The sequence below is a fragment of the Pseudomonas sp. P7548 genome, from assembly GCF_013386585.1.
Classification (GTDB): Bacteria; Pseudomonadota; Gammaproteobacteria; order Pseudomonadales; family Pseudomonadaceae; genus Aquipseudomonas.
On sequence record NZ_JACARO010000018.1, the window covers coordinates 72,405 to 98,200 of the forward strand.

Below are 25,796 nucleotides of genomic sequence, written 5' to 3' on the forward strand. Positions count from 1 at the left end.
CCTGGTCGACGTAGCACGGCGCGGGGTCACAGCCAACGGCAGGAGTTAACACTTTGCCGAGCATAGACGCCCTCGCCGATCGCTTATCGACCTACCTCGGCCCAGACCAGGTCAACCTGGTCCGCCGAGCGTATTTCTACGCCGAACAAGCCCACGACGGCCAACGCCGCCGCAGCGGCGAGGCGTATGTCACCCATCCTCTTGCGGTGGCAAACATTCTTGCCGAGATGCACATGGACCATCAGAGCCTGATGGCCGCGATGCTGCATGACGTGATCGAAGACACCGGCATCGCCAAGGAAGCGCTCAGCGCGCAGTTTGGCGAAACCGTGGCCGAACTGGTCGACGGGGTCAGCAAACTGACCCAGATGAACTTCGAGACCAAGGCCGAAGCCCAGGCGGAAAACTTCCAGAAGATGGCCATGGCCATGGCCCGCGATATCCGGGTAATTCTGGTCAAGCTGGCCGACCGGCTGCACAACATGCGCACGCTGGAAGTGCTGTCTGGCGAAAAACGCCGGCGCATCGCCAAGGAAACCCTGGAAATCTACGCGCCCATTGCCAACCGGCTGGGCATGCACGCCATTCGCATCGAATTCGAAGACCTCGGCTTCAAGGCCATGCACCCGATGCGTTCAGCGCGCATCTACCAGGCGGTCAAGCGCGCCCGGGGCAACCGCAAGGAAATCGTCAACAAGATCGAAGAGTCCCTGAGCCATTGCCTGGCGATCGACGAGATCGAGGGCGAGGTCAGCGGCCGGCAGAAACACATCTACGGCATCTATAAAAAGATGCGCGGCAAGCGCCGGGCCTTCAACGAGATCATGGACGTGTACGCGTTCCGGATCATCGTCGACAAGGTCGACACCTGCTACCGTGTGCTGGGCGCTGTACATAATTTGTACAAACCCCTGCCGGGGCGCTTCAAGGACTACATCGCGATCCCCAAAGCCAACGGCTATCAATCGTTGCATACCACGCTGTTCGGTATGCATGGCGTGCCGATCGAGATCCAGATCCGCACCCGCGAAATGGAAGAGATGGCCAACAACGGCATCGCCGCCCATTGGCTGTACAAATCCAGCGGTGACGAGCAGCCAAAAGGCACCCATGCCCGTGCCCGCCAGTGGGTCAAGGGCGTGCTGGAAATGCAGCAACGTGCCGGCAACTCCCTCGAATTTATCGAAAGTGTGAAGATCGACCTGTTCCCGGACGAGGTCTACGTGTTCACGCCCAAAGGCCGGATCATGGAGCTGCCCAAAGGCTCCACGGCGGTCGACTTCGCTTATGCGGTGCACACCGACGTGGGCAACAGCTGCATTGCCTGTCGGATCAATCGTCGTCTCGCGCCGCTGTCCGAACCGCTGCAAAGCGGCTCCACGGTCGAGATCGTCAGCGCACCGGGCGCACGCCCGAACCCGGCCTGGTTGAACTTCGTGGTCACCGGCAAGGCGCGCACCCACATCCGCCACGCCCTGAAACTGCAGCGCCGCTCCGAGTCCATCAGCCTCGGCGAGCGCTTGCTGAACAAGGTGCTCAACGGCTTCGACAGCGCCCTGGACAAGATCCCGGCCGAGCGCGTCCAAGCGATGCTCCACGAATATCGTCAGGAAACCATCGAGGACCTGCTGGAAGATATCGGCCTGGGCAACCGCATGGCCTACGTGGTCGCCCGTCGCCTGCTCGGCGAAGGCGAACAGTTGCCAAGCCCCGAAGGCCCGCTGGCGATTCGCGGCACCGAGGGCCTGGTGCTCAGCTACGCCAAGTGCTGCACGCCGATCCCGGGCGACCCGATTGTCGGTCACCTGTCGGCGGGCAAAGGCATGGTGGTGCACCTGGACAACTGCCGCAACATCACCGAAATCCGCCACAACCCGGAAAAATGCATCCAGCTCTCGTGGGCCAAGGATGTCACCGGCGAATTCAACGTCGAGCTGCGGGTGGAGCTGGAACACCAGCGCGGCCTGATCGCGCTGCTGGCCAGCAGCGTCAACGCGGCCGACGGCAATATCGAGAAAATCAGCATGGACGAGCGCGATGGCCGCATCAGCGTGGTCCAGTTGGTGGTCAGCGTCCACGACCGCGTGCACCTGGCCCGCGTGATCAAGAAACTGCGCGCCTTGACCGGGGTCATCCGCATCACCCGCATGCGTGCCTAACCCACTTCATTACAAGGAGTCACACATGACCAAGACCGTTATCACCAGCGACAAGGCCCCGGCCGCCATCGGCACCTACTCCCAGGCAATCAAGGCGGGCAACACCGTCTACATGTCCGGCCAGATCCCGCTGGACCCGAAGACCATGGAACTGGTGGAAGGCTTCGAAGCCCAGACCGTACAGGTCTTCGAGAACCTCAAGTCCGTTGCCGAAGCCGCTGGCGGTTCGTTCAAGGACATCGTCAAACTGAACATCTTCCTCACCGACCTGAGCCACTTCGCCAAGGTCAACGAGATCATGGGCAAGTACTTCGAACAACCCTACCCAGCCCGTGCCGCCATCGGCGTTGCCGCCCTGCCAAAGGGCGCACAGGTTGAGATGGACGCGATTCTGGTCATCGAGTAAAACACCCGGCGCAGCCCCCAAAGGCTGCGCCGACTTTGTTTCAGAAGGATTTCGTAATGCGCAAAGCGCTTGTAGCCTCATCGTTGCTCGCCCTGTTGCTCGGCGGCTGTGCCAGCAACCCCGCCGACCTGGATGTGAGCGGCACCTGGATCAACCAGGTCGCCATCGATGCGGCAGCCAAGGGCGGCCCTTTGCGTGAAGCCCTGCAAACCTATGGCCCCAACCTTGAATGGGAAGTGAACACCAAGGCTTCGCAGGCACGCTACTACAACGGTTTTGAAGTAGCCGAAGGCAAGTTGCTCGGTGAGAAATCCGGCGCCTGGAGCGTGGACTTCTACGGCAGCACAGCCACCGAACTCAAACGCAAAGGCAAGCAACTGCTGCAAGTGGCCAATGATAACGAGCCTGAGCAGCTGTTCGCCCGTGCCAAAGACCCTGCCCCGGAAGGCGCGCCGCTGGGCGCCAACTTCGAACGCGCACTGTATGCGGCCTACATGGGCGGGGATTGGAAGATCAAGGACGGCAACGGTGACGGCGCCACCGTACAGTTCCAGGCCAATGGCCAAGTGGCTGGCCTGCCGGGCGTCGACCAGTATTCGCTGTGCCTGGCGGGCGACTGCGCCTCCATGAGCGGCGGTTACGACAGCATCTGGCTGCAACTGAACGGCAAGGGCAACCCGTGGATCTTTGCGCGCAAGGGCAAGCAACTGGAAATCTTCCAGGCGGTAAACACTGCGCAGGCGGATGAAGTACCGCAGTTCACCCCAGGCCCTCGCCAATGGCTGCTGGAAAAACAGTAAGCACGGCATCACATAGATCTGAATGTGGGAGCTGGCTTGCCTGGGATGACGGTGTCACATCCAATGCAGATGTGACTGACACACCGCTATCGCAGGCAAGCCAGCTCCCAGATTTTTTACCGCGTTTCAGCCTTTGAGAATCGCGGCATAGCCTTCGCGATACGTTGGATACGTCGGTTTCCAGCCCAACGCCTTGACCCGTGCATTACTGCACTGCTTGCTCCCCGCACGCCGCACGCTCGCGTCGTCCGCCCATTCGGTCACGCCCAAGTACTCACGCAACCAACCCACCACCTCGGCCAACGGTGCCGGCGCATCGTCGACGCCAATGTAGACCTTATCCAACGCGCCGCCCTGCTCCACGTGCCGCAACAAAAACGCCAGCAAGCCCGCCGCGTCATCTGCATGGATGCGGTTGCCATACAAAGGCGGATCGATGGCCACGCGGTAGCCCTGGCGCACCTGGGTCAGCAGCCACTCACGGCCCGGGCCGTAAATGCCCGTCAGGCGCACGATGCTCGCGGGGATGCCGCTGCTGAGCGCCACTTGCTCGGCTTCAAGCATGACCTTTCCGGAATACCCCTGCGCCTGGGTGTCGGACGTTTCGTCGACCCACTCGCCATTCTGCTGCCCATACACACTGCTGCTGGATACAAACAGCAGGTGTTTCGGCGCCTGACCGTAGTCCTGCAGCCACTCCAACACATGCTGCAAACCTTGCACATAAGCAGCGCGATAGCCGGCTTCATCGTGATCGGTCGCCGCCGCGCAATACACCAGATAATCCACGCCACCGATCGGCCAAGTGTCGGGGCAGTCTTTGTTGAACAGGTCACCAGCGATGCCGATCACCCCCTGTGGAAGCCGCGAAATATCGCGGCGCAGGCCATGGACCTCCCATCCAGAGGCGAGCAACTGGCTAGCCAGCCGACTACCCACATCACCGCAACCGGCAATCACAACAGAAGGCGCAGACATTACAAAACTCCATGACTAAAGGCGCAGATTAGCCGCCGGAGATGACCAGCGGCCAGTAAAAGGACAAATTAAGTAACTGTATTACTTTTGTTAACAAGAATTACTTGCAATAATAACCACCCATTTGTCCTCGACCCCCACGGGTCTGGCAGGACGATCACTCATTTTTTCTCTCAGGTCCGGCCAGCATGACACGTAATACAAACCCCGCTTCGCCAACCAAGCCTCACAGCCCATCCCGCGCCTGGCGCGCGATTGCTGCGTTGCTGTTCAGCGTAATGCTGGCGCCGACCGCCGCATTCGCTGACGCCACTGCCCCAGCCGCTCCGGCTGCTGCCGAGCACAACGCAGCCACCCCGGCAGCGCCTGGCGCGGCACCTGCGGCCACCGACCCGGCCCAGGCTGCAGCCCCTGCCCCAGCCGACGACTCCGGCGTCGTGCTGGAAGAAGACAACTCCCTGGGCATGGCCCACGACCTGTCCCCATGGGGCATGTACCAGAACGCAGACGTCGTGGTGAAAGCCGTGATGATCGGCCTGGCCATCGCCTCGATCATCACCTGGACCATCTGGATCGCCAAAGGCTTTGAGCTGCTGGGCGCCAAACGCCGCCTGCGCACTGAAATCGTCCACCTGAAAAAGGCCACCACCCTCAAGGAAGCGAGCGAAACCGCGACCAAGAAGGGCACCCTGGCCAACCTGCTGGTCCACGACGCGCTGGAAGAAATGCGCCTGTCGGCCAACACCCGCGAAAAAGAAGGCATCAAGGAACGCGTCAGCTTCCGCCTGGAGCGCCTGGTCGCTGCCTGCGGTCGCAACATGAGCAGCGGCACCGGCGTGCTGGCAACCATCGGCTCCACCGCTCCCTTCGTGGGCCTGTTCGGCACCGTGTGGGGCATCATGAACAGCTTCATCGGCATCGCCAAGACCCAGACCACCAACCTCGCCGTCGTTGCCCCTGGCATCGCCGAAGCCCTCCTGGCCACGGCCCTGGGCCTGGTTGCCGCGATTCCTGCCGTGGTGATCTACAACGTCTTCGCCCGCTCCATCGCCGGCTACAAGGCCCAGGTGTCGGACGCGTCGGCAGAAGTGCTGCTGCTGGTCAGCCGTGACCTCGACCACCTGCCTACCGAGCGCAGCTCGCAACCGCACATGGTGAAAGTGGGGTAATCGGCCATGGGCCTGCATTTGAATCAAGGCGACGACGAACTCGTCGAGAACCACGAAATCAACGTCACGCCGTTCATCGACGTGATGCTGGTGCTGCTGATCATCTTCATGGTGGCAGCCCCCCTGGCGACCGTGGACATCAAGGTCGACCTGCCTGCGTCCAGCGCCAAGCCTGCGCCGCGGCCGGAAAAACCGATTTTCCTCAGCGTGAAGGCCGACCAGCGCCTGTTCCTGGGCGAAGAAGAAGTCAAAGCGGAAACCCTGGGCCCGGTGCTCGACGCCAAGACCCAAGGCAAGAAAGACACGACCATCTTCTTCCAGGCCGACAAGGGCGTGGACTACGGTGACCTGATGAGCGTGATGGATGCCCTGCGGGCAGCCGGCTACCTCAAGGTCGGCCTGGTCGGACTTGAGACGGCAGCCAAGAAATGATCACGACGCGCCACAAACTGACGCGGTATGGCACCAGCCTCGCCGTCGTGCTGGGCGTGCATGCCGTCGCGATCATCATCGCGCTCCAATGGTCTGCGCCGCATCAGGTGCAGTTGCCGCCGGCGGCCATGGTCATCGACCTGGCACCGATGCCAGCTCCGCCACCTCCGGCTCCGCCCAAGGTGATCACGCCGCCGCAGCCGCCTGCACCGGTGGAAGAGCTGCCCCTGCCGAAGTTGGCCGAGGCGCCCAAGCCAACGATCCAGGTGCCCAAGCCGGTCAAGCCAAAACCCAAGCCGCAACCGCCCAAGCCCGTGGAGAAAAAGCCCGAGCCGCCCAAGGAGAAACCCTCCGAGGAGCCGCCGAGCGAAACGCCACCGACCAACGCGCCCGCTGAAAAATCGGCCCAACCGGCTCCCGGCCCGTCGCCTCAGCAGATCGCGGCCAAGGCGTCCTGGGAAGGCACCCTGCTGGCTCACCTGCAGAAGTACAAGAAGTACCCGCCAGGCGCCTTGCAGCGTGGCAAGGAAGGCATGAACCGTCTGCGCTTTGTGGTGGATGGCGAAGGCAATGTGCTGTCCTTCGAGTTGGTGGGCCGCTCCGGCAACTCCGACCTGGACCGTGCGACCCTGGCCATGATCCGTGATGCCCAGCCACTGCCCAAGCCACCGGCTGACATGTTGAAAGGCGGCAGCATCGAAATTGTTGCGCCGTTCGTTTACAACATCGAGAAACGCCGCCGCTAACACCTGTAGGAGCTGGCTTGCCAGCTCCTACATTGATTTACTGCATCAGCAAAATCCTCCCTATTCCCCGCTCAATCCCCACCAAAGTTCTGATAACGTGCGTCTATCGATTGCAGCCGGTATGCTTGGCCCGCAACCTCATGGACGCTCGCTATGACTCTTACAGAATTACGCTACATCGTGACCCTCGCCCAAGAGCAGCACTTCGGCCACGCGGCCGAGCGTTGCCATGTCAGCCAGCCGACGCTGTCGGTGGGTGTGAAAAAGCTTGAAGACGAACTCGGTGTGCTGATTTTCGAGCGCAGCAAGAGCGCCGTGCGCCTGACTCCGGTGGGCGAAGGCATCGTTGCCCAGGCCCAGAAGGTCCTGGAGCAAGCCCAAAGCATTCGCGAACTGGCCCAGGCCGGCAAAAACCAGCTGACAGCACCGCTCAAAGTCGGCGCCATCTACACCGTCGGCCCGTACCTGTTCCCGCACCTGATCCCGCAACTGCACCGCGTTGCGCCGCAGATGCCGCTGTACATCGAAGAAAACTTCACCCACGTACTGCGCGACAAACTGCGCAACGGCGAGCTGGACGCGATCATCATCGCCCTGCCGTTCAACGAAGCGGACGTGCTCACGCTGCCGCTCTACGATGAGCCGTTCTACGTGCTGATGCCGGCCACCCACCCGTGGACGCAAAAAGACACCATCGACGCCGGCCTGCTCAACGACAAGAGCCTGCTGCTGCTGGGTGAAGGCCACTGCTTCCGCGACCAGGTACTGGAAGCCTGCCCGACCCTGACCAAGGGCAACGACGGCGCCAAGCACACCACCGTGGAATCCAGCTCCCTGGAAACCATCCGCCATATGGTCGCCTCCGGCCTGGGCATTTCGATCCTGCCGCTGTCGGCCGTGGACAGCCATCACTACGCCCCCGGCGTGATCGAAGTGCGCCCGCTCACGCCACCGGTGCCGTTCCGTACCGTGGCGATCGCCTGGCGCGCGAGCTTCCCACGGCCAAAGGCCATTGAGATCCTGGCCGACTCGATCCGCCTCTGCTCGGTGGCCAAGCCGCCTGTTGCGGGCTGATTAGCCGTATGACCGAGTTGTCACAGGTGTCGGTGACGGCACTCAAGGGTGTCGGTGAAGCCATGGCCGAGAAATTGGCCAAGGTCGGCCTGGAAAACCTCCAGGACGTACTCTTCCACCTGCCCCTGCGCTATCAGGATCGCACTCGCGTGGTGCCCATCGGCCACTTGCGTCCTGGGCAGGATGCGGTGGTCGAAGGCACCGTCAGCGGCGCCGACGTGGTGATGGGCAAGCGCCGCAGCCTGGTGGTGCGCCTGCAGGACGGTACCGGCGGCCTGAGCCTGCGCTTCTACCATTTCAGCAATGCGCAGAAGGAAGGCCTCAAGCGCGGCACGCGCGTACGCTGCTACGGCGAAGCACGCCCGGGCGCGTCGGGCCTGGAGATCTACCACCCGGAATACCGCGCCATCACCGGCGACGAACCGCCGCCGGTAGACACCACCCTCACCCCGATCTACCCGCTCACCGAGGGCCTGACCCAGCAGCGCTTGCGCCAGTTGTGCATGCAGACCCTGACGATGCTTGGCCCGAAAAGCCTGCCCGACTGGCTGCCCCTGGAACTGGCCCGTGACTACCAGCTGGCGCCGCTGGCCGATGCGATCCGCTACCTGCATCACCCTCCGGCCGATGCCGATGTCGATGAATTGGCATTGGGCCATCACTGGGCCCAGCATCGCCTGGCGTTCGAAGAACTGCTGACTCACCAGTTGTCCCAGCAGCGCCTGCGCGAAAGCATGCGCTCCCTGCGCGCGCCGGCCATGCCCAAGGCCACAAAACTGCCTGCCCAATACCTGGCCAACCTCGGCTTCGCCCCAACCGGTGCCCAGCAGCGGGTGGGTAATGAGATCGCCTACGACCTCAGCCAGAAGGAACCCATGCTGCGCCTGATCCAAGGCGACGTAGGCGCGGGCAAGACCGTGGTCGCCGCCCTCGCCGCCCTGCAGGCCCTGGAAGCCGGTTACCAGGTAGCGCTGATGGCGCCCACCGAGATCCTCGCCGAGCAGCACTTCATCACCTTCAAGCGCTGGCTCGAACCGCTGGGCCTGGAGGTGGCGTGGCTGGCCGGCAAGCTCAAGGGCAAGAACCGCACAGCCGCGCTGGAACAGATTGCCGGGGGCGCACCGATGGTGGTGGGCACACACGCGCTGTTCCAGGACGAAGTGCAGTTCAAGAACCTGGCGCTGGTGATCATCGACGAACAGCACCGCTTTGGCGTGCAACAGCGCCTGGCCCTGCGCCAGAAAGGCGTGGGCGGGCGCATGAGCCCGCACCAGTTGATCATGACCGCCACGCCGATCCCGCGCACCCTGGCCATGAGCGCCTACGCCGACCTCGACACCTCGATCCTCGACGAACTGCCGCCCGGCCGTACGCCGGTCAATACCGTGCTGGTCACCGACACCCGCCGCGTCGAAGTGATCGAACGCGTGCGCGGTGCCTGCGCTGAAGGCCGACAGGCCTATTGGGTGTGCACGCTGATCGAAGAGTCCGAAGAGCTGACCTGCCAGGCGGCTGAAACCACCTATGAAGACCTCACCAGCGCCCTGGGCGAGCTCAAGGTCGGGCTGATCCACGGCCGCATGAAGCCCGCCGAAAAAGCCGCAGTGATGGCCGAATTCAAGGCCGGCAACCTGCAACTGCTGGTGGCCACCACGGTGATCGAGGTGGGCGTGGACGTGCCCAATGCCAGTCTGATGATCATCGAAAACCCCGAGCGCCTGGGCCTGGCCCAACTGCACCAATTGCGCGGCCGCGTCGGTCGGGGTAGCGCCGCCAGCCACTGCGTGCTGCTGTACCACCCGCCGCTGTCACAGATCGGCCGCCAGCGCCTGGGCATCATGCGTGAAACCAACGACGGTTTTGTCATCGCCGAAAAAGACCTCGAACTGCGCGGCCCCGGCGAAATGCTCGGCACCCGCCAGACCGGCCTGCTGCAATTCAAGGTCGCCGACCTGATGCGCGACGCCGACCTGCTGCCCGCCGTTCGCGATGCCGCCCAAGCCCTGCTCGAACGCTGGCCGGATCACGTCAGCCCCCTGCTCGACCGCTGGCTGCGCCACGGCCAGCAATACGGCCAGGTCTGACCGCTTTCCTGTGACCCTGTGGCGAGGGAGCTTGCTCCCGCTGGGCTGCGAAGCAGCCCCGTTCCCGCCGACAACCCCCTCGCCACACGCCAACCACGTCACAAACCACAGTTAGTCGACCAACAGTTGTATCAAGCTGGTTATACTTCGGGAACTGTAAGAAATTGGATCAGGCCATGTCAGAAGTAGCCCTCGCCACAGCCCCGCTGACCGCTCCACCGGTTATTCGGGCTCTGCTCGCAAAGCTCGCCATCAGCTACACGGAAGTTGCCGAACAACCTGGCCTGAATCCCGCACGAAAGGTCCAGGCGGTGCTGCTGGAAGATGCCGTGGGCGCACTCATGGTGCTGTTCCCCCAGAGCCAGTTGCTCGACCTCAACCGCCTCGCCGAGCTCACTGGGCGCCGCCTCACCGCCGTCGCGCCGGAGCGTGTCGAACGCATGCTGGGCAAACATGACCTGAGCCTGCTGCCGGGCCTGCCGGCACTGACCACCTCGCCGTGCCTGTACGAAGGCAGCCTGCTCAACGAGCCCAGCCTGCTGGTGCATTCGGGTGAAGCCGGCCTGCTGCTGGAAATCTCCAGCGACGACTTTAAGACCATGCTCACCAAGGCCAGCGCCGGCCACTTCGGCGAGCCGCTGAGCAATATCCGCCCCAACCTCGACCGCCCTAACGATGACCGCGAGGAAATCACCCAGGCGATGCAGGCGTTCACCGCCCGCCGCATCCAGCAGCGCCTGGAAGCGACCATCGAGATTCCACCGCTGGCCGACACCGCGCAGAAGATCATCAAGCTGCGGGTCGACCCCAACGCCACCATTGATGACATCACCAGCGTGGTCGAGACTGACCCCGCGCTGGCCGCACAAGTGGTGAGCTGGGCGGCGTCGCCGTACTACGCCTCGCCGGGCAAGATCCGCTCCGTGGAAGACGCCATCGTGCGCGTGCTGGGCTTCGACCTGGTGATCAACCTGGCACTCGGCCTGGCCCTGGGCAAGACCCTCAGCCTGCCCAAGGACCACCCACACCAGTCCACGCCCTACTGGCACCAGTCCATCTACACCGCCGCCGTGATCGAAGGCCTGACCCGTGCCATGCCGCGCGCCCAGCGCCCGGAAGCCGGCCTGACTTACCTCGCCGGCCTGCTGCACAACTTCGGTTACCTGTTGCTGGCCCACGTGTTCCCGCCGCACTTCTCGCTGATCTGCCGTCACTTGGAGGTCAACCCGCACCTGTGCCACAGCTATGTGGAGCAGCACCTGCTCGGCATCAGCCGCGAGCAGATTGGCGCGTGGCTGATGCGCTACTGGGACATGCCGGACGAGTTGTCCACAGCCCTGCGCTTCCAGCACGACCCAACCTACGACGGCCAATACGCCGAGTACCCGAACCTGGTGTGCCTGGCGGTGCGCCTCCTGCGCAGCCGTGGAATTGGCTCTGGCCCGGATGAGGCCATTCCGGACGCGCTGCTTGAGCGTCTGGGGCTGACCCGAGACAAGGCTGAGGAAGTGGTGGGCAAGGTGCTGGATGCCGAAGTGCTGTTGCGTGAGCTGGCGTCCCAGTTCAGTCAGGGCTGACTCTTTAGCCAGTCAGACCGCTATCGCAGGCAAGCCAGCTCCCACAGTTGACCGAGTACATTCTTTGGAATGCGGTTGAATGTGGGAGCTGGCTTGCCTGCGATGAATCCCACTCGGTTTACCTGAAAAACCCTACTTCTTTTTCTTCGGCTTCAAATACTTGGTCAACCCCTGGAACCAGATCACCAGCGCCGGGTTGCCCTTGATCTGGATCGTCTTGTCCTGAATCCCCGTCATGAACGCCAGTTGCTTGTTCTTCGCCTGCATCGTGGCGAAGCCGAAGGCGGCGTCCTTGAACGCGATGGCGAACGCCGGCGAGGGGTGAACACCCGAGCGGCTGGTAATGCGCTGGTCTTTGACGATGAAGTGACGGGCAACCTTGCCGTCGAGGGTCTGCAACTGGAACGCCAGGTCTTTGTCACCCAACTGTTGCTGAAAGGCGGGATTGGTGCGGCTGGCTTTGCCCATCATCAGGCCCAGCACCCACAGGAGAAGACGAAATTTCATGCACACGGCCTCGGTGTAATTATTGAGTGGCCGCAGCAGTGTAACGATTTGTCTGGGGAACGCCACCGATCTCGCGCTTTAGCAGGAGATCGGTTGGCGTTTAACGCTTATAGCAACATGTTACTTAGACGTTAGGGCAAGGCACCGGCGCCCAGTCAGCCAGGTTCGGATCGCGGCAAGTGCCTTCGATCTGCGCTTTACCGGCGCTGGCCACTTGCTTGCTTTCAGCTTGCTTGGCCTGCACGGTCTGGATGCTCTTCTCGGTGGTCACCGCTTCTTTCGGCACGGTAGGCAGCACTGGCTTCTTCGCAGGCTTCACGGCTTTCTTGCCCTTGGTCGGCGCAACCGGCGGCGTGGTGTCGGCTTGGGCCACAGTCACCACGTCGGTACGCTGCACACCCACTTGCTGCAGGTCTTTCTCGTAGGCCTGGGTGTAGTTGTTCAGGTCTTCGCTGGCTTTACCGTTGACCGCAACGATCAGGTCATTGGATTCTTTCAGGCCCGCGACGATTTCCGCCAGGCGCTTGCGGCCTTCGGTGTCGTTGACGGTCTTGGCCTTGCGGTCGTTAACCAGCTTGGTAAACGCACTCTGGTAGCACTGCTGCGACGCACGGGCGTAGGCGGTGCTGCGGTCAATGTCCGAGGCGCTCTTGTTGAAGTCGGTGGAGTAAGACGCGATGCGCTGGTTGTCATCGCTGATCTGCTTCTGACGCTCGGTGTAGTAACCGGCAGCACCGCCGGCCAAGGCGCCACCTGCCGCACCGATGGCAGCGTTGCGGCCGCGCTTGTCGGAGTCGCCGGTCAGGGCACCCAACAATGCACCACCCGCCGCACCCAGGGCCGCGCCGGTGACGACCGACTTGGTCATGTCCGAATCGGTGGCACGCAGGTGCTGCACCGGCTCGTAGCAGTTGGGGTAGTACTCGACCTTGGTGCTCGACGCGACTTTGGAGGTCGGCGACGTGGCGCAACCGGTCAGCACAGTGCTGAAGCCGGCTGCGATCAGCAGCAAGTGACGCTTGGAAACCGCCTTACGGGAAAAAAGCATAGGTGTGTTCTCTTTTAAGTTTGACTTGCCCAGCACGGCCCACCGCCGCCTGAGTCCCTTCCAAGCTCGCCATACAGCCAGCGATCATCGCTGTCCGCTCGCTGCGAGCAATTCCTTCAAGATCGTTGCCGGGTCGGCCCGCTGTTGCTTGCGGTAATTGCCGACATGGCGAACGAACAGTGTTGCGCGCGTCACCAGGCTCTTGCCGAGCACTGGCTTGCGATCCAACTCTTCCTTGATCCGTTGAAACTGCGCCTGGATCACCGCATCGGTGTAACGCGTGCCGGTGGCCAGGTTGTCGATGTAGATCGCCACTGCGCCATCCAGCGCGCTGCGGCCGTTGTCGATGGCCGTGGCAAACAGCTGCGCGCTGGCCTCGTCCTTGTTGTCCAGGGCCTGCTGGCGACTCTTCTGCAGGTTGGCCAGGCGAATGTTGTAGTTGCTGATGGTCTCGGCCACCAACGCGGCCGACTGGATCAGGTTGCCCGCCGCTTCTTCGCGCTGCTGGGCGATCAGCGAGACGTTGCGCTTGAGCTCTTCGTTGACCAGCCCCAGCTCGGCTTGCAGCTTGGGGTCGACGCTGGCGGCGATGATGCTGTCCAGGCGCTTGGTCGGGTCCTGGGCGTCGTCGATGGCGTCGGTCAGCGAGGCCAGGCGGCCCTCTTTCTGCCACTGGGCAAACAGCTCCTTGTAACGCGAACGGGGCGCCGACAGCGCGCCAATCGCCACACGAAACCCTGTGGTCTCGTTGCTTTGCTCGGTGCCATCGGCGGCAAACAGCGGGTACTCGCGGCGCATGCCGGTGAACAGCGTGCCCTCGCCTTCCAGGTAGTTGCCGCCCTTGACCACAAAGCCGCCGTAGGTGCCCTGGCGGCGACCGGCGTGGACCAGCTGGAAGGATTCCTGGACCATTTCTGCGGCGTTGCCGATCACATCAAACATACCGATGGGGTTGGGCAACTTGGTGCCGATGGGCATCAGGCGAGCAGCCTGGCCGGTGCCACCGGCAACCTGGTTGAACACCGCGTAATCGGCCAGCGGGCCGTCGCTGTCGCTGCCCTCGGCGCGACGAGGAAACAGGCGCCCTTCCAGGTCCTGGCGGCTCACCGCCTGGCCACCGCGTGCGGCGAACTCCCACTCCACTTCGGTGGGCAGGCGCACAAAGCCCAGGCCGCCGTCTTCGGCCGAAGATCCGCGCCCGCTCACGGGCAGCAGGTCGCGGTGGTATTTCATCAGCCAGGCGCTGTACACCGCCGAGAAGCGCTCGGCCTCGAAGCGCGACAGTTTCACCTTGGGCAAACGCGCCGCCATGCCCGTCGGTGCATCGCACGCCGGGGCCGGCTCGCCGCTGGCCAGGGACTGCGCCTGGGACATCACTTGCGCGTACTGGCGTGTGGTCACTTCGTACTTGCCGATGAAGTACAGCATCGGCTTGAGCGGGGTCTTGGCGTCGGTCTTGGGCATCAACGGCGCGATGACCTTATTCCAGTCCTTGGGCAGGTCCTTGAGGGTGAATTGGCCGTTGATGAAGTCTCGGCGGTAGCCGGAAATGAACGACTGCTGATAACCCGCCTCGCCTTCGGCAAAGGGGTAGCCGAGGCTGATCTCGCGGTCATCCAGGGTGCCCTGGGCCAGCACGTAGGCGTAGCGGAACAGCATGTTGCCGTCGCACGGCAGCGGCAGGCTCACATCGCCTTCCAACGGCTTGGGGTTGTCCAGCTTGTCGCTCGCCTCATCGGCCCAGGCCATCGAGGCCAGGCTCAGCGCCACGCAGGCGCCCAGTAACTTATACATCTCTGATTCCTTCAGAAGCCTGGATACGCGCCACTCGCCAACCCCCACAGGCTGCCGCCACGGCGCTTACGCCCAGGACAGCAACCAGGGCCAGGCCGTAGTGACGCGCCAGCAGATGGCTGGCGTATTCGCCCGGCACCTGCACAAAGAGTTGATTCAAACCCGCCTCAGCCACGCCATACAGCGCAGCACTGAGCACGGCGGCGGCACTTGCGCTGTACAGCGCCTGCACCACCACAAACAGCAACAGCCCACCGGTGGAAAACCCCAACAGGCGCAACACCGACAATTCCCGACGCTTGCGCGCCACGGCGGCCAACGCCCCGGCGAAGATCGCCGCAAACGCCCCCACCCACGCCACCCCGGCAATCACCCAGAACACAATCGACAGGTTGCGGCTCAACGACTGCACCTGCGCGATGGTCTGGGCCTGGGTCGAGACCAACAGGTTCTGCCCGGCGAAAAACACTCGCAGCCGCTCCACATCCGCCAGGTTACGGGCGTACAAGCGAAACGCCGGATACACCCGCTGCTCACCCACACCCGCCGCTTCACCGTCCCAGCCCAACGCCGGCACTGCTCGGCCATCGCGATAATCTTCCGCCGATTCCAGCAAGCCCAGGTCGGCAAACAAACCGTCACGGGCAAAGGCTTCCAGCGGCAACACCGCCAGCACCTGCAAGCGTGTGCGCCGGGCCTCGACACGCCCCGCCACTTGCCGGGCAAAGCTTGCGTCCAACCAATCGCCAGGCCGCGCCGCCAGCTTTTCAGCGGCGGTGTGGCTCAGCACAATCTGCTCCAGCCCCATGGGCATCGGCAGGCCGTTCAATAGCGGATCACCCGAGGCCGTCGGCAGCATTTCCAGGGTCAAGGTGCCCACCTGTGCCGTCGCCGCAATCTGCCGGGTGCGCGGTACGGCAAACGCCACATCGCTGCGCTCGCCAAGCTGCTGGATAAAAGCGCTGCTGAATCGACCACCGCCCAGCGGAATAATTTCACGGGTGGCGGGGTCGGTCTCCAAACGTTCGGTCAAACTGCTAACCAGTCCAAATTTCAGGCCGAATAACACCAGCAGCGGCGCGATCACCGCCACCAGCGCCAGCACTGAACAAGCCGACAGCCAGGCGTCGTTGCGATAGTCCTGCCAGGCCAGCGACGCCACCAAACCGATACGCATCAGTACGCCTCCCCGAGGGTGGCGGTGACGCCGCCGTCGGTATCACGACGGCAACTGATGCGCCTTACCTGCAAGCCACTGGCACGGGCCAGAGGTTCGTCATGGGTGGCGATCACACAGGCGGCACGGTGCTCGCGGGCCTGGGCCAGCAACGCCTGCATCACCCGTTCGGCGTTCAGCGGGTCGAGGGAGGCGGTCGGCTCATCGGCCAACACCAATTGCGGCGCATGGGCCAGGGCGCGGGCACAGCTCACGCGCTGGCGCTGACCCACCGACAAGGCGGCGGGCTTCTTGGCCAGTTGGTCGCTGATCTCCAACTGTTCGGCCAGGCGCATCACGCTGCCGTCATCCCTCAAACCCAGCAGTTGGCGGGACAACGCAATATTGCTGCGCACATCGAGAAAGCCCAGCAAGCCACCGGTTTGCAGCACATACCCCAAGTGCTGGCTGCGCAGGGCGGCCAGCGTGGTTTGCTGATCACCGCGCCACAGCCCGGCGATGTCGTGCTGATGGAATTCAAACTGCCCGACCTGATCGGGCGCCAACACCAGCGCCAGCAGGTCCAGCAAGGTGCTCTTGCCGCAACCGCTGGGCCCGACGATTGCCACTTGCTCACCCGCACGCAGCGCCAGCGCCGGGATTACCAGGCTATAGCGCTGGCTACCGACGCCCCGGCTCTTGTGCACCGCGCTCAGGTTCAACATCACGGCAACGTCGACAGCGGCACGCGGTACAACGCATCGCCCGGCTCGGCATCGCCGAAACGGACCCAGTTGGTCACGTCATTGTGGAAGGTTTCGTAGAGGCGGATTTTCGAATCCAGCTCGTCGATAAAGTCTTCCTGCTCGGCCACGCTCAACGACAACCACAGGTCCTGGGTCATGTTCAGCGACTTACTGCGGTACGGCAGGCCTTCCAGGTATTCGCCCAGAATGCCGCCGTCGGCCAGGTTGCCGCCTTTGCGCAAAGCTTGCGGGTCGCGGCTCATGTAGGCCGAAGCGCTGGCGATTTCCTGGAAGAAATCCTTGGGGGAGGTCTGGGTCTTGCGTGCGGCATCGACGATCAGTTTCAGCGACTGCTGCAGGTCGTTGAGCTGCAACTTGGTCAACATCACGCACACCTGGAACGCCGGCAGCGCCGGGTTGGTGAGGTCGCGGTCGGCGGTCCAGGCGCTGACCAGCTGCGGCGCCTGGCTTGCGCTCTTGCGACCGAGGAAGTCCATATGCATCGCATAGCCCACCGCCGCCGACTTGTCCGCCAGGCTCGGTGCACTGCTCAGCAACGGCACCGGTTGCGGCGTGTTGCTGCGCACCTGGTGCACGAGGTTGGCGAACACGCTGCCGATCTCGTCCACCCGCTCACCCAGCTTATGCACGTCGCCACCCGGCACCGGCGTGTACAGGTCGCCGATCTGCGGGTTGGCGTCTGCCGTGAGGATGCGGTACTGGCTCTCGGCGCCGGCGTGGGTTTTCTTGCCGGCATCGGTGCGCAGGTGCAGGGCGTAGATCTTGATCTGCTTGCCCAGCGCCGCCTGGCGCACCTCGGCCTCGTTCATCTGGGTGGCGGCAAACGGGTCGTTCTTGCGCAGCGCACCCGCATCGGTCACCAAGAGGATGATGCGCCCGCCGTAGCCAGACCAGTCCATGCCATCCACCGCCTGCATCACACCGGCGAAGGCATCTTCGTTGAAGGAATGGCTGGACACGGTCGACGCCTTGACCTGGCGCGCCATGTCGAGGAAGCGTTGCGGGTCGCGGCCCTGGTCGAGGGTGATCAAGGTCTTGGCCACATACTCCAGGCCCGGGGTTTTCTTGATGCTGTTACGGAACCCCACCAAGCCAAAACTCACGCTGTCCAGCTCGCCGCGCTCGGCAATACGGGTTTGCAGCTCGTGCACCACGTCGCGCACCTGGTCGATATAGGGCTGCATCGACACGGTGGTGTCCACCACCAGCACCACGGCGGTCCGGAAGGCGTCGGCGTTGGCGCTGATCACCGGCGTGGCGGGCTTGGCCGCTGCGCCGCCGGGGTCGATGGACGCCACATTGAGCAGCTGCACCGGCTGACCGTTTTCGTCGAAGCTCTCTTTGGAATCGAAGATCGGCAACAGGTAGAACTGGTTCTGCGGCACCGCGCTCGCCGTGGGTTCCAGGGCCAGCACCTGGCCGTTGTCGTCACGGTTTTTCTGCGCCTTGGCCAATACACCTTTGGCGGCTGCCGGGTCAGCCAACAGCTTTTCCACCTCAGCGGATTGGCGCAGGAACATCACCGGTGCCCGACCCGAGCGTTCGGTGAACTTGAGCACCAGGCTCTGCTTCCAGTCGCTGACTTGGGCCGCAGGCAGCCAGCCGTCGCTGCGCCCATCGGTGGCGGCACCGACGCGAACCCACGGGCTGCCGTCAACGTCTTTGCGCTGATAGACATACAACACGGAAAACGCCGGCAACGCCTTGCCCGGCGCACTGCCGGCCTCTGCCGAAAGCTTGGCGCCGGGCTTACTCAGGACCCGCTGGAACAGGGTCTTCTTGCCCGCCATCAGCAACGGGCGCTGGCCGCCATCCACCTCGGCCACCGATGCAACGGGCGTAGGCGGTGGTGTGACCGTCGGCACCACGGCAGCCGGAGGCTTGGCGGCAGGGGTATCGCTGCCACTCAACCACCAGTAACTGGCGCCGCCAATGGCCAATGCAACCGCCACCGCAACGGCCGCCAGTGCCAACACCGGACCGCGACGCTGCTCACTGTGCTGGGTGGGCGGCACCACCGGTTGGCGCACCGGCTGGGGTTTGTCGGTGGGGATCTCGATGGACTCTGGTGTGATGCCAGCCAAGTCGAAACTGACTGGAGTCGGAACCGGTATCGGCAACGGCCGTACCAGCGTCGCTTCCGGCGAGTCTGCCGGCAGTTGATCCAGCGCACGCAGCAAGGCCGCCGCATCCGGAAAGCGTTCTGCCGGGTCCTTGGCCAACAGCTTGCGCAGCACGTCCTGATAACGGCCGTGGTGCACCGGCAACTCCGGCAGGGGTTCGGTCAGGTGTGCCAGCGCCGTGGAAAGCGCATCGGTGCCGGTGTACGGCAGCTTGCCCACCAGGATTTCGTAGAGCACCACGCCCAACGCGTAAAGGTCGGCGCGGCCATCGATCTCCTGGCCTCGCGCCTGCTCCGGGCTCATGTAGCTCGGCGTGCCCACGGCAAACCCGGCCTGGGTGAACTGGGTGCGATCGTCCAGAGACTTGGCGATACCGAAGTCCGACAACACCGCCGTGCCATCGGCGCGAAACAGGATGTTCGCCGGCTTCACGTCGCGATGCACCAGGCCCTGGGCATGGGCATAGCCCAGCGCCGAGGCAATCTGGCGGATCAGCGTCACGCCCTGCTCCGGGGTCATGCCGGCGGCAATGCGCTCCTTGAGCGTGCCATTGGGCAGGTATTCCATGGCCATGTAATACAACTCACCGACATTGCCGATGTCATGGATGGTCACGGTGTGCGGGTGGGACAACCGCGCCAGGGTCTTGCCCTCGCGCAAAAAGCGTTCGCAGAAAGTCGGATCCGCCGCCAAGGCCGCCGCCATCACTTTCAGCGCCACCTTGCGCTCCAGCGAACGCTGGGTCGCCAGGTATACGCTGGCCATGGCGCCTTCGCCGATCTCGCCGTCGATGTCATACCCCGGAATCACGATGTTCATGGCGAGACCTTCACGACAATGGCGGTGATGTTGTCCGGTGCGCCCCGGTTAAGCCCCAGGTGCACCAGGCTGCGCACGATTTCGTCGGGGGCGTCGTGGCTCAGCACTTCGCGGATTTCATGGTCTTCGACGGTCTTGTTCAGGCCATCGCTGCACAGCAGGTAGCTGTCGCCGGGGGCGATCAGCAGGTCGGTGACAGCCAGGTCCAACTGCGCCTCCACCCCGATGGCGCGGGTGACGATGTTGGCGCGCGGGTGTACGCGGGCGTCGGCTTCGCTGAGCAGGCCGCTGTCTTGCAGGTCCTGCACGTAGCTGTGATCGCGGGAGATGCCTTCCAGCACGCCATCGCGCAGGCGGTACAAACGGCTGTCGCCGGCCCACAGGCACACGCCTCGCAGACCGCGCGCCGCCAGCACCACAACGGTGCTGCCCATCAGGCTCACGCCACGGTTGGCGGTTTCTTCACGCACGGCGGCGTTGATGCGGATCAGGTCATTGCGCAGGGCCGCCGAGTACTCGTCCAGGGAACGCCCCACCGGCACGCCGCGCAGGCTGTCGACGATCAGGCTGCTGACATAGTCGCCCGCCGCATGCCCGCCCATGCCGTCGGCCACCACCCACAGGCGGTTCTCCGGCAGGTCCAGGCACGCGTCTTCATTGACCTGGCGGACCATGCCCACATGGCTTTTGCTCGCGGATTTGAACGTCGACCCCATCTACACCACACCTTCTTGTCCGAGCAAAAACTGCGCAAAATCGCCGGCGGCAGGCAGGCCCTGACACCGTAATAAACCAGGGGAAATCTGTTGCGAACCGCGACCCCACCACAGGCTCGCCCCTTCGCAGGCCTGTTCGGCCAGCGCGGCCAGGCGCCCGTGGGGCACGGTGGCGGCCACCCGTTGCAGGCCAGCGAAACGGCTGTCCACCGCACGAGCCTCACTGCTCGGCAGGCCCAGGTTGTCGAGGCCCTCGTTGAAACGTTCGAAGGTGGCGCCGGCCTCCAGGGTGCTGAGCAGCAGTTCTTCTGCTTGCTCGAACCAGGTGTCCGGCCCGCCGACCAGAGACGCGGGGTTGGTGTCGTGGTCGAGCAAGGTGACCACCGCCAGCGGAAAATAACGCCCGACCCGGTCAATGCTCGGCATCACCACACCCGCTGCGGCGTCCGGCCCGCACACGCCCGGCGCCAGCACAAAACGCCACAGTGGGCTGACCAGGTAGGTGTTGAGCCAGTCACCGCCGAGGCTGTTCTGACTGGCGAGCAAACCTGCTGCCAGCCAGCTGTCCCACGGGCCGATAAAGCTCTGGGGCAAGGCACGGCTGACAAAGTCACCCCGGCTGGCCAACTTGCCGTAGAAGCCCAGCGTCGTCATAGCCGCTCCGGCAGGCTGAAGCCGCTGAGTACCCGGCTCTTGAACGGGTTGAAGGCACTGTTGGCGCGCAACTCGTAGGCGATGCTTGCGCCGTCGACCCGCAGGCGCAGGTTGAAGCGGTCCGGCGAGTTGCCGGCCGTGAGGTCCGACTGCTCCAGCAGGCGGAACCAGGCCCACGGCCCGTCCAGGGTCACGCCGGAACGGCCACTGGCCGACGGCGGCATGATGGAAATCCGCACCACGCCAATGCTGCCGGGGTTTGGCCATTGCATGGCCACCGGGCGGCTGGGGCCGTGGTCGTAGCTCAGTTGCTGGCCATCCAGATCCAGCAGGAACTGGGTGATGGTCGGGTCCATCGACACCGGCTTGAGTTCAAAACGCACGATGGGCTGGGTGCCCCCGACGCGGAAGAACGCATCCCGGATCGCCGCCGCACGCTGGAAGGTTTGCAGCACGCCCGGCGCAATCCCCAGTTTCTGCGCCGCGCCCGGCTGCCAGCGCCAGGTCTGGGCCGAAGTGTCCACGTAAGGCTGCAGGTATTTGCGGAAGTAGTTATCCATCACCCCGCCCACCCCGAAGAACTGGCCGAAGTCGTCCAGGGTGGCATCCCGTGCACTGCCCGGCGCCATCGGGTAACGCCCGGCCAGGGACTGGCGATACACGTTGACCACTTCGCTGACCCACGCCGCGTTCAGTTGGTTACGCACCCCGCCCATCATGGTGTTGGTGGTGGAGTTGACCACCGACTTGACCATGCCTTGCACCAGCGGCGGCTGACGCTCGGCATTCAGGCTGACCCGCGTGGCCGCAGCCGCCGCCTGGTTCTTCGCCTCGCCGAGCAAGGCGTCGCCACTGGCACCGACCATGGCGCTGACCTGCACGTACAGCGCATTCATGTCGGCCAGCAGGCCATCGATGGCCGCTGGCTCACCTTCGTTTTTGCTGACAATGCTGTTGAGTTCGGCAAAGTGCGCGGTCACCGGATCATCCGCAGCAGCCGGCGCGCTGGCCGTCGGTTGCTCCTGGCCGAGCAGGCTGCCCAGGCGCTCCTTGAGCTTGTCCACGCCGCCTTCCACCGGCACACCTTTGGCGGCCAGTTGGCGCTCTTCGGCTTGCAGGTCGGTTTCCTTGGCCACCGCCACCAGCAGTTTCTTCAGTGGCGAGGTCGGGCCGGAGATCACCCGCAGCACGTCGGCCGCCTGGGCCACGCTGGTGATCGGCACAAAGTCGATATCTGCCAGCAGCGCGTCCCACTGGCGTTGATAGTCCTGGAAGTACAAACGGCGCACATCGCCGGCCAGGCTCACCACGTTTTGCTGATCCGCCTGTTCGTGGCCCAGCACCCACTGCTCTTCGGCCAGGGTGCCGGTCTGGTTCAGGCTGCTGAGCAAGAACGCCTGGCGATAGCCCTTGGCGGTGAAAAACCCACTCAACGGCTCGCCCAGGGGCTTGCCGCTTTTGCGGCTGAACACCAGCGCCGCATCACGGCCTGCAGCTTCGTTGAGGCGAAAATCCGGGATGCCTTCGGGCAGTTTCTGACGTTTGACCCGGTCATACACACGCTGCGCCACCGGCAGTTGTTGCAGTTGTCGGCGCAGGTCGTCGATCAAGCGTGGGTCCAGGCGCGCATTCGGCGGATGGCGCTCGAACAGCGCCTGCAAGTGCCCGCTCAGGGCCTGGCGCTGATCGGCCGGCAGGTCGCGCGGCAGGTTGCGGTCCCAGTCGAGGGCGATCCAGGCCTTGATGAAGTCCGGGTCGTAATGCTCGCTGTCGGCCAGCATCAGGTAGGCCTTGAGGCCTTCGTAGAGGAAGTCGGAATTGCCGCCGCCGTGCAGTTGCTCTTCGATGCGCGTCACCAGGCGTGGCGCGAACACGGCGATCAACAGCTTGCGGTAGACACTGGCCGACTCGGCTTCGAGCATGTCGCCCTGGTAAAGCCCCAGCCCTTCGGACCAGCTCGGCGAGTCACCCGCCAGGTGCTTCACCGCGTTGAGCAATGGCAGCACGGCGAGGACTTCACGCTGCGCCGGACTCAGGCTCTGTACCGCCTGCCCCAGCGGCGCGACCTTCTGGTCAACCTGGGCGATGTAGGCCTGGTTGGCGCGATAACTCACCCACCACAGGCCACTGACCACCACGACCACCGCCACGGTGGCCGCCAGCACGCCACGCGCAATCCACTTGCGTCGACGCTCGACCTTGGGGTTCACGCCCACCAGCCCGCGTTCGGCAAACGCCACGGCGGTGAAGAGTTTTTCGATGAAGTAACTGCGCCCGGTGCCGCTCTGGCGCGCCAGTTGTTGGCGGTCCAGGTTCATGCTCTGGGCCATGGCGCCGATCAGGCGATCAATCGGGCTGCCCTCCTGGGTGCCGCTGGTGAAATACACACCGCGCAGCAACACGCGCTCTTCAAAGGCATTGGGTTTGAACACACCTTCGAGGAAGCTTTGCAGGCAATCTTTCAACGCGCCGAACTGCTGCGGGAAGCCGTAGATCAGGTCGCGGCGCGCCGGGTCGCGCTCCTGTTGCAGGCGTTCCACCAGGCGTTCGTTGAGGCGCTGTTCCAGCCCGGCGAATTCGCTTTGCAGGTGCGCCAGCGGGCTGTCGCTGTTCTTGCCATCGTCCAGGGCAAAGGTCATGCCCCACACCTGGGCGCGGTCTTCCTTGCTCAGGTTGTCGAAGAACTCCATGAAGCCTGGTACCAAGTCGAGCTTGGTCAGCATCAGGTAGATGGGGAAGCGCACGCCCAACTGGGTGTACAGCTCCTGGATACGCAGGCGGATGGCGGCCGCGTGGGCGGCGCGTTCCGCGTCGGTGCCCAGCAACAGGTCCGACAGGCTGATGGCGATAAACGCGCCATCGATGGGGCGGCGCGAGCGCTGCTTTTTCAGCAGGTCGAGAAAGCCCAGCCATGCGGCCTTGTCCACCGTGGAGTTGCTGTCCTGGGTGGTGTAGCGGCCTGCCGTGTCGAGCAACACCGCCTGGTCGGTGAACCACCAATCACAGTTGCGTGTGCCGCCGACGCCGCGCACGGCACCGGCGCCCAACTGGGCCGCCAATGGGAAATGCAGGCCGGAGTTGACCAGCGCGGTGGTCTTGCCCGAACCCGGTGGGCCGATGATCACGTACCACGGCAGCTCGTAGAGGTTGCGGCGCTCATCGCCACCCAACTTCGCCTTTTTCAGCAGTGCCAGGGCCTCGTCCATGCGCTGGCGCAGGGTGGTGAGTTCTTCGGCGGTGGCCACGCTGTTGGGGTCGGCCGGGGTTTCGGCGGCCAGGCTGCGCATCACTTCGGCGGCCTGGCGACGGGCCTGGATGATGCGAAATACGCGGTAGGCGATCCACACCGCGAACACCAGGATGATCAGCGCCCAGCGGCGGCCTTCCGGCACCAAGGCATCGAGCAACGGCCCGACAAACCAGATGATCAGGCTCAAGGCGATCAGGCCCAGCACCGGGATCACCCAGCGAATCATGAAACTGAAAAACGCCTTCACTCGACGCCCTCCGCCAATACAGTGATTTCAACCCGACGATTGCGGGCACGGCCTTCGGCTGTGCTGTTGGTGGCAACAGGCTCCGTGTCGCTGCGGCCTTCGGCGCTGAAGCGCTCGGCCTGGCCAGTCTTGGCCGCCAGGATCTCCAGCACCGACTTGGCCCGCGCTTCCGACAGCGCCCAGTTGGACGGGAAGCGCAGCGTGGCAATCGGCCGGTTATCGCTGTGGCCGGTGACGCGCACCTGGCCTTTCACTTTGCGAATGGCGTCGGCGATGCGCAGCATCAGCGGCTGGTAGTCATCGACGATGCTGGAACTGGCGGACGCGAACAGCTCGTCGCCCCGGATGGTCACCACCGAACGGTCCACTGCGTCTTCCACGGCCACGCGCCCGGCCTTGATGTCTTCTACCAGGAAGCCCGCCAGGCGGGGTCGCTCGATCACCCTGGGCTGCGCCACTGGGCGGTCGATGGCTTGCACTGGAATCTCGCCCAGAGCATGGATATTTTTGAACACCGGCTCGGCATCCGACGCCAGCTTGAGGCGCAAGCCGAACAGCAACGCCAGCAACAGCGCAACGCCGATGGCCACCGCGATCCACGGCGGCATGAATTGGGCCAGCCGATCGCGGGCCACGGTCACACCGCGCCAGTGCGGCGACAGCTCACGCTCGTGCTCGCCACGGGCGCTGCGAATCGCCGCAGCGGTACGTTCACGCAACGCTTCCAGCTGGCTGCGGCCGTCGTTCATCACGCGGTAGCGGCCTTCGAAACCCAGGCACATGCACAGGTACAACAGCTCCAGCAGGTACAGGCGTTCCCGTGGGCTCTGCAGGCAGTGGTCGAGCAACTGGAAGACCTTTTCGCCGCCCCAGGCCTCGTTGTGCACGGTGATCAACAGGCTCTGCTTGCCCCAATCGCTGGTGCTGCCCCACGGCGTGCTCAGCACCGCTTCATCAAGGGCGGTGCACAACGCGTAGCGCGCCAGCAGCACTTCATTGCGCGCAATACCGGCGGCTTCGGCGCGCTCTTCGAACTGGCGCAGGTACGCCAGCAACTGCGCACGCAGGCTGGCGGGCGCCGGGTGGGCGATGGTGTTGCGCAGACGCGTCAGCAGCGCCAACAACGGGCCAGCCGCACTTTCCAGCGGGTTGAGACCCTGGCTCTTGCCGGTGAGCATCGGCGCGGCCGGCATCGACAAAGGCGCGGGTTCGGCACGCGCGGGTTCTGGCGCACGGCCACCCGGGCGCGGCATGAACTGGGTGCGGTCGTCATCATTGGGATGCATCGCG

20 protein-coding genes are annotated in these 25,796 nt (G+C 64.0%); 9 read left to right on the top strand and 11 right to left on the bottom strand.

Going from position 1 to position 25,796, the window contains the following annotated elements:
* The first annotated feature begins 53 nt into the window (after positions 1-53).
* Genes spoT through HX803_RS10535 form a run of 3 tightly spaced genes read left to right on the top strand, consistent with a single transcriptional unit; the run spans position 54 to position 3,365 of the window.
* Positions 54-2,159 (top strand): bifunctional GTP diphosphokinase/guanosine-3',5'-bis pyrophosphate 3'-pyrophosphohydrolase, encoded by a 2,106-nt coding sequence (gene spoT, locus HX803_RS10525; RefSeq protein WP_178920349.1) that lies wholly within the window; start codon positions 54-56, stop codon positions 2,157-2,159.
* Positions 2,160-2,184: 25 nt separating this feature from the next.
* Positions 2,185-2,565 (top strand): RidA family protein, encoded by a 381-nt coding sequence (locus HX803_RS10530; RefSeq protein ID WP_003176922.1) that lies wholly within the window; start codon positions 2,185-2,187, stop codon positions 2,563-2,565.
* A 56-nt stretch (positions 2,566-2,621) separates the two neighbouring features.
* Positions 2,622-3,365 carry a hypothetical protein gene (locus tag HX803_RS10535; protein WP_178920351.1) on the top strand — a complete coding sequence of 248 codons (744 nt, stop codon included), beginning with the start codon at positions 2,622-2,624 and terminating at the stop codon, positions 3,363-3,365.
* A gap of 126 nt (positions 3,366-3,491) precedes the next feature.
* On the opposite strand, the gene HX803_RS10540 is transcribed toward HX803_RS10535, so the two are convergent.
* Entirely contained in the window at positions 3,492-4,343 is an 852-nt protein-coding gene (locus HX803_RS10540) for an SDR family oxidoreductase (protein WP_178920354.1), read from the bottom strand.
* Between the two features lie 188 nt (positions 4,344-4,531).
* Here HX803_RS10540 and exbB point away from each other — a divergent pair, with 188 nt between their 5' ends.
* From exbB to HX803_RS10570, 6 genes are all read left to right on the top strand, one after another.
* Entirely contained in the window at positions 4,532-5,512 is a 981-nt protein-coding gene (gene exbB, locus HX803_RS10545; RefSeq protein WP_178920356.1) for a tonB-system energizer ExbB, read from the top strand.
* A gap of 6 nt (positions 5,513-5,518) precedes the next feature.
* On the top strand, positions 5,519-5,944 hold the full coding sequence (gene exbD / locus HX803_RS10550) for a TonB system transport protein ExbD (protein WP_003195519.1): 426 nt from the start codon (positions 5,519-5,521) through the stop codon (positions 5,942-5,944).
* Positions 5,941-6,690, top strand: a complete 750-nt coding sequence (locus HX803_RS10555; RefSeq protein WP_178920358.1) for an energy transducer TonB — start codon at positions 5,941-5,943, stop codon at positions 6,688-6,690. The genes exbD and HX803_RS10555 overlap by 4 nt, the downstream gene beginning before the upstream one ends.
* A 153-nt stretch (positions 6,691-6,843) precedes the next feature.
* Positions 6,844-7,764, top strand: a complete 921-nt coding sequence (locus tag HX803_RS10560; RefSeq protein WP_178920360.1) for a hydrogen peroxide-inducible genes activator — start codon at positions 6,844-6,846, stop codon at positions 7,762-7,764.
* 8 nt (positions 7,765-7,772) lie between these two features.
* Positions 7,773-9,848, top strand: a complete 2,076-nt coding sequence (gene recG / locus HX803_RS10565) for an ATP-dependent DNA helicase RecG (RefSeq protein WP_178920363.1) — start codon at positions 7,773-7,775, stop codon at positions 9,846-9,848.
* 176 nt (positions 9,849-10,024) lie between these two features.
* A complete protein-coding gene (locus HX803_RS10570; protein ID WP_178920365.1) occupies positions 10,025-11,425 on the top strand; it encodes an aminoacyl-tRNA deacylase and HDOD domain-containing protein in 1,401 nt (466 codons plus the stop codon).
* 132 nt (positions 11,426-11,557) lie between these two features.
* Here the strand turns inward: HX803_RS10570 and HX803_RS10575 are convergent, their stop codons facing one another.
* The 10 genes from HX803_RS10575 to HX803_RS10620 form a co-directional block, all read right to left on the bottom strand.
* Positions 11,558-11,932, bottom strand: coding sequence for a helicase (locus HX803_RS10575; RefSeq protein WP_176994467.1), 375 nt, complete (start codon positions 11,930-11,932; stop codon positions 11,558-11,560).
* Positions 11,933-12,056: 124 nt separating this feature from the next.
* The gene (gene tagQ / locus HX803_RS10580; RefSeq protein WP_178920367.1) at positions 12,057-12,980 is read right to left on the bottom strand and encodes a type VI secretion system-associated lipoprotein TagQ; all 924 of its coding nucleotides are present in this window, start codon (positions 12,978-12,980) and stop codon (positions 12,057-12,059) included.
* 84 nt (positions 12,981-13,064) lie between these two features.
* Positions 13,065-14,774: an SUMF1/EgtB/PvdO family nonheme iron enzyme gene (locus HX803_RS10585; protein ID WP_178920369.1), complete on the bottom strand. Its 1,710-nt coding sequence runs from the start codon at positions 14,772-14,774 to the stop codon at positions 13,065-13,067.
* The gene (locus HX803_RS10590) at positions 14,767-15,951 is read right to left on the bottom strand and encodes an ABC transporter permease (protein WP_178920371.1); all 1,185 of its coding nucleotides are present in this window, start codon (positions 15,949-15,951) and stop codon (positions 14,767-14,769) included. Before HX803_RS10590 ends, HX803_RS10585 begins: the two co-directional genes overlap by 8 nt.
* Positions 15,951-16,655, bottom strand: coding sequence for an ABC transporter ATP-binding protein (locus tag HX803_RS10595; RefSeq protein ID WP_178920373.1), 705 nt, complete (start codon positions 16,653-16,655; stop codon positions 15,951-15,953). The genes HX803_RS10590 and HX803_RS10595 overlap by 1 nt, the downstream gene beginning before the upstream one ends.
* Positions 16,655-19,639, bottom strand: coding sequence for a serine/threonine-protein kinase (locus tag HX803_RS10600; RefSeq protein ID WP_178920375.1), 2,985 nt, complete (start codon positions 19,637-19,639; stop codon positions 16,655-16,657). The genes HX803_RS10595 and HX803_RS10600 overlap by 1 nt, the downstream gene beginning before the upstream one ends.
* Positions 19,636-20,355 carry a PP2C family serine/threonine-protein phosphatase gene (locus HX803_RS10605; RefSeq protein ID WP_178920377.1) on the bottom strand — a complete coding sequence of 240 codons (720 nt, stop codon included), beginning with the start codon at positions 20,353-20,355 and terminating at the stop codon, positions 19,636-19,638. Before HX803_RS10605 ends, HX803_RS10600 begins: the two co-directional genes overlap by 4 nt.
* The gene (gene tagF / locus HX803_RS10610) at positions 20,356-21,009 is read right to left on the bottom strand and encodes a type VI secretion system-associated protein TagF (RefSeq protein ID WP_178920379.1); all 654 of its coding nucleotides are present in this window, start codon (positions 21,007-21,009) and stop codon (positions 20,356-20,358) included.
* Positions 21,006-24,506: a type VI secretion system membrane subunit TssM gene (gene tssM, locus HX803_RS10615; protein ID WP_178920381.1), complete on the bottom strand. Its 3,501-nt coding sequence runs from the start codon at positions 24,504-24,506 to the stop codon at positions 21,006-21,008. The genes tagF and tssM overlap by 4 nt, the downstream gene beginning before the upstream one ends.
* Positions 24,503-25,792 (bottom strand): DotU family type VI secretion system protein, encoded by a 1,290-nt coding sequence (locus tag HX803_RS10620; RefSeq protein WP_178920383.1) that lies wholly within the window; start codon positions 25,790-25,792, stop codon positions 24,503-24,505. Before HX803_RS10620 ends, tssM begins: the two co-directional genes overlap by 4 nt.
* Positions 25,793-25,796: the final 4 nt, after the last annotated feature.

Coding starts and splice junctions, on each gene's coding strand:
- HX803_RS10530 (WP_003176922.1), top strand. CDS start 2,185: ATGACCAAGACCGTTATCACCAGCGACAAGGCCCCGGCCGCCATCGGC.
- HX803_RS10535 (WP_178920351.1), top strand. CDS start 2,622: ATGCGCAAAGCGCTTGTAGCCTCATCGTTGCTCGCCCTGTTGCTCGGC.
- HX803_RS10540 (WP_178920354.1), bottom strand. CDS start 4,343: ATGTCTGCGCCTTCTGTTGTGATTGCCGGTTGCGGTGATGTGGGTAGT.
- exbB (WP_178920356.1), top strand. CDS start 4,532: ATGACACGTAATACAAACCCCGCTTCGCCAACCAAGCCTCACAGCCCA.
- exbD (WP_003195519.1), top strand. CDS start 5,519: ATGGGCCTGCATTTGAATCAAGGCGACGACGAACTCGTCGAGAACCAC.
- HX803_RS10555 (WP_178920358.1), top strand. CDS start 5,941: ATGATCACGACGCGCCACAAACTGACGCGGTATGGCACCAGCCTCGCC.
- HX803_RS10560 (WP_178920360.1), top strand. CDS start 6,844: ATGACTCTTACAGAATTACGCTACATCGTGACCCTCGCCCAAGAGCAG.
- recG (WP_178920363.1), top strand. CDS start 7,773: ATGACCGAGTTGTCACAGGTGTCGGTGACGGCACTCAAGGGTGTCGGT.
- HX803_RS10570 (WP_178920365.1), top strand. CDS start 10,025: ATGTCAGAAGTAGCCCTCGCCACAGCCCCGCTGACCGCTCCACCGGTT.
- HX803_RS10575 (WP_176994467.1), bottom strand. CDS start 11,932: ATGAAATTTCGTCTTCTCCTGTGGGTGCTGGGCCTGATGATGGGCAAA.
- tagQ (WP_178920367.1), bottom strand. CDS start 12,980: ATGCTTTTTTCCCGTAAGGCGGTTTCCAAGCGTCACTTGCTGCTGATC.
- HX803_RS10585 (WP_178920369.1), bottom strand. CDS start 14,774: ATGTATAAGTTACTGGGCGCCTGCGTGGCGCTGAGCCTGGCCTCGATG.
- HX803_RS10590 (WP_178920371.1), bottom strand. CDS start 15,951: ATGCGTATCGGTTTGGTGGCGTCGCTGGCCTGGCAGGACTATCGCAAC.
- HX803_RS10595 (WP_178920373.1), bottom strand. CDS start 16,655: ATGTTGAACCTGAGCGCGGTGCACAAGAGCCGGGGCGTCGGTAGCCAG.
- HX803_RS10600 (WP_178920375.1), bottom strand. CDS start 19,639: ATGAACATCGTGATTCCGGGGTATGACATCGACGGCGAGATCGGCGAA.
- HX803_RS10605 (WP_178920377.1), bottom strand. CDS start 20,355: ATGGGGTCGACGTTCAAATCCGCGAGCAAAAGCCATGTGGGCATGGTC.
- tagF (WP_178920379.1), bottom strand. CDS start 21,009: ATGACGACGCTGGGCTTCTACGGCAAGTTGGCCAGCCGGGGTGACTTT.
- HX803_RS10620 (WP_178920383.1), bottom strand. CDS start 25,792: ATGCATCCCAATGATGACGACCGCACCCAGTTCATGCCGCGCCCGGGT.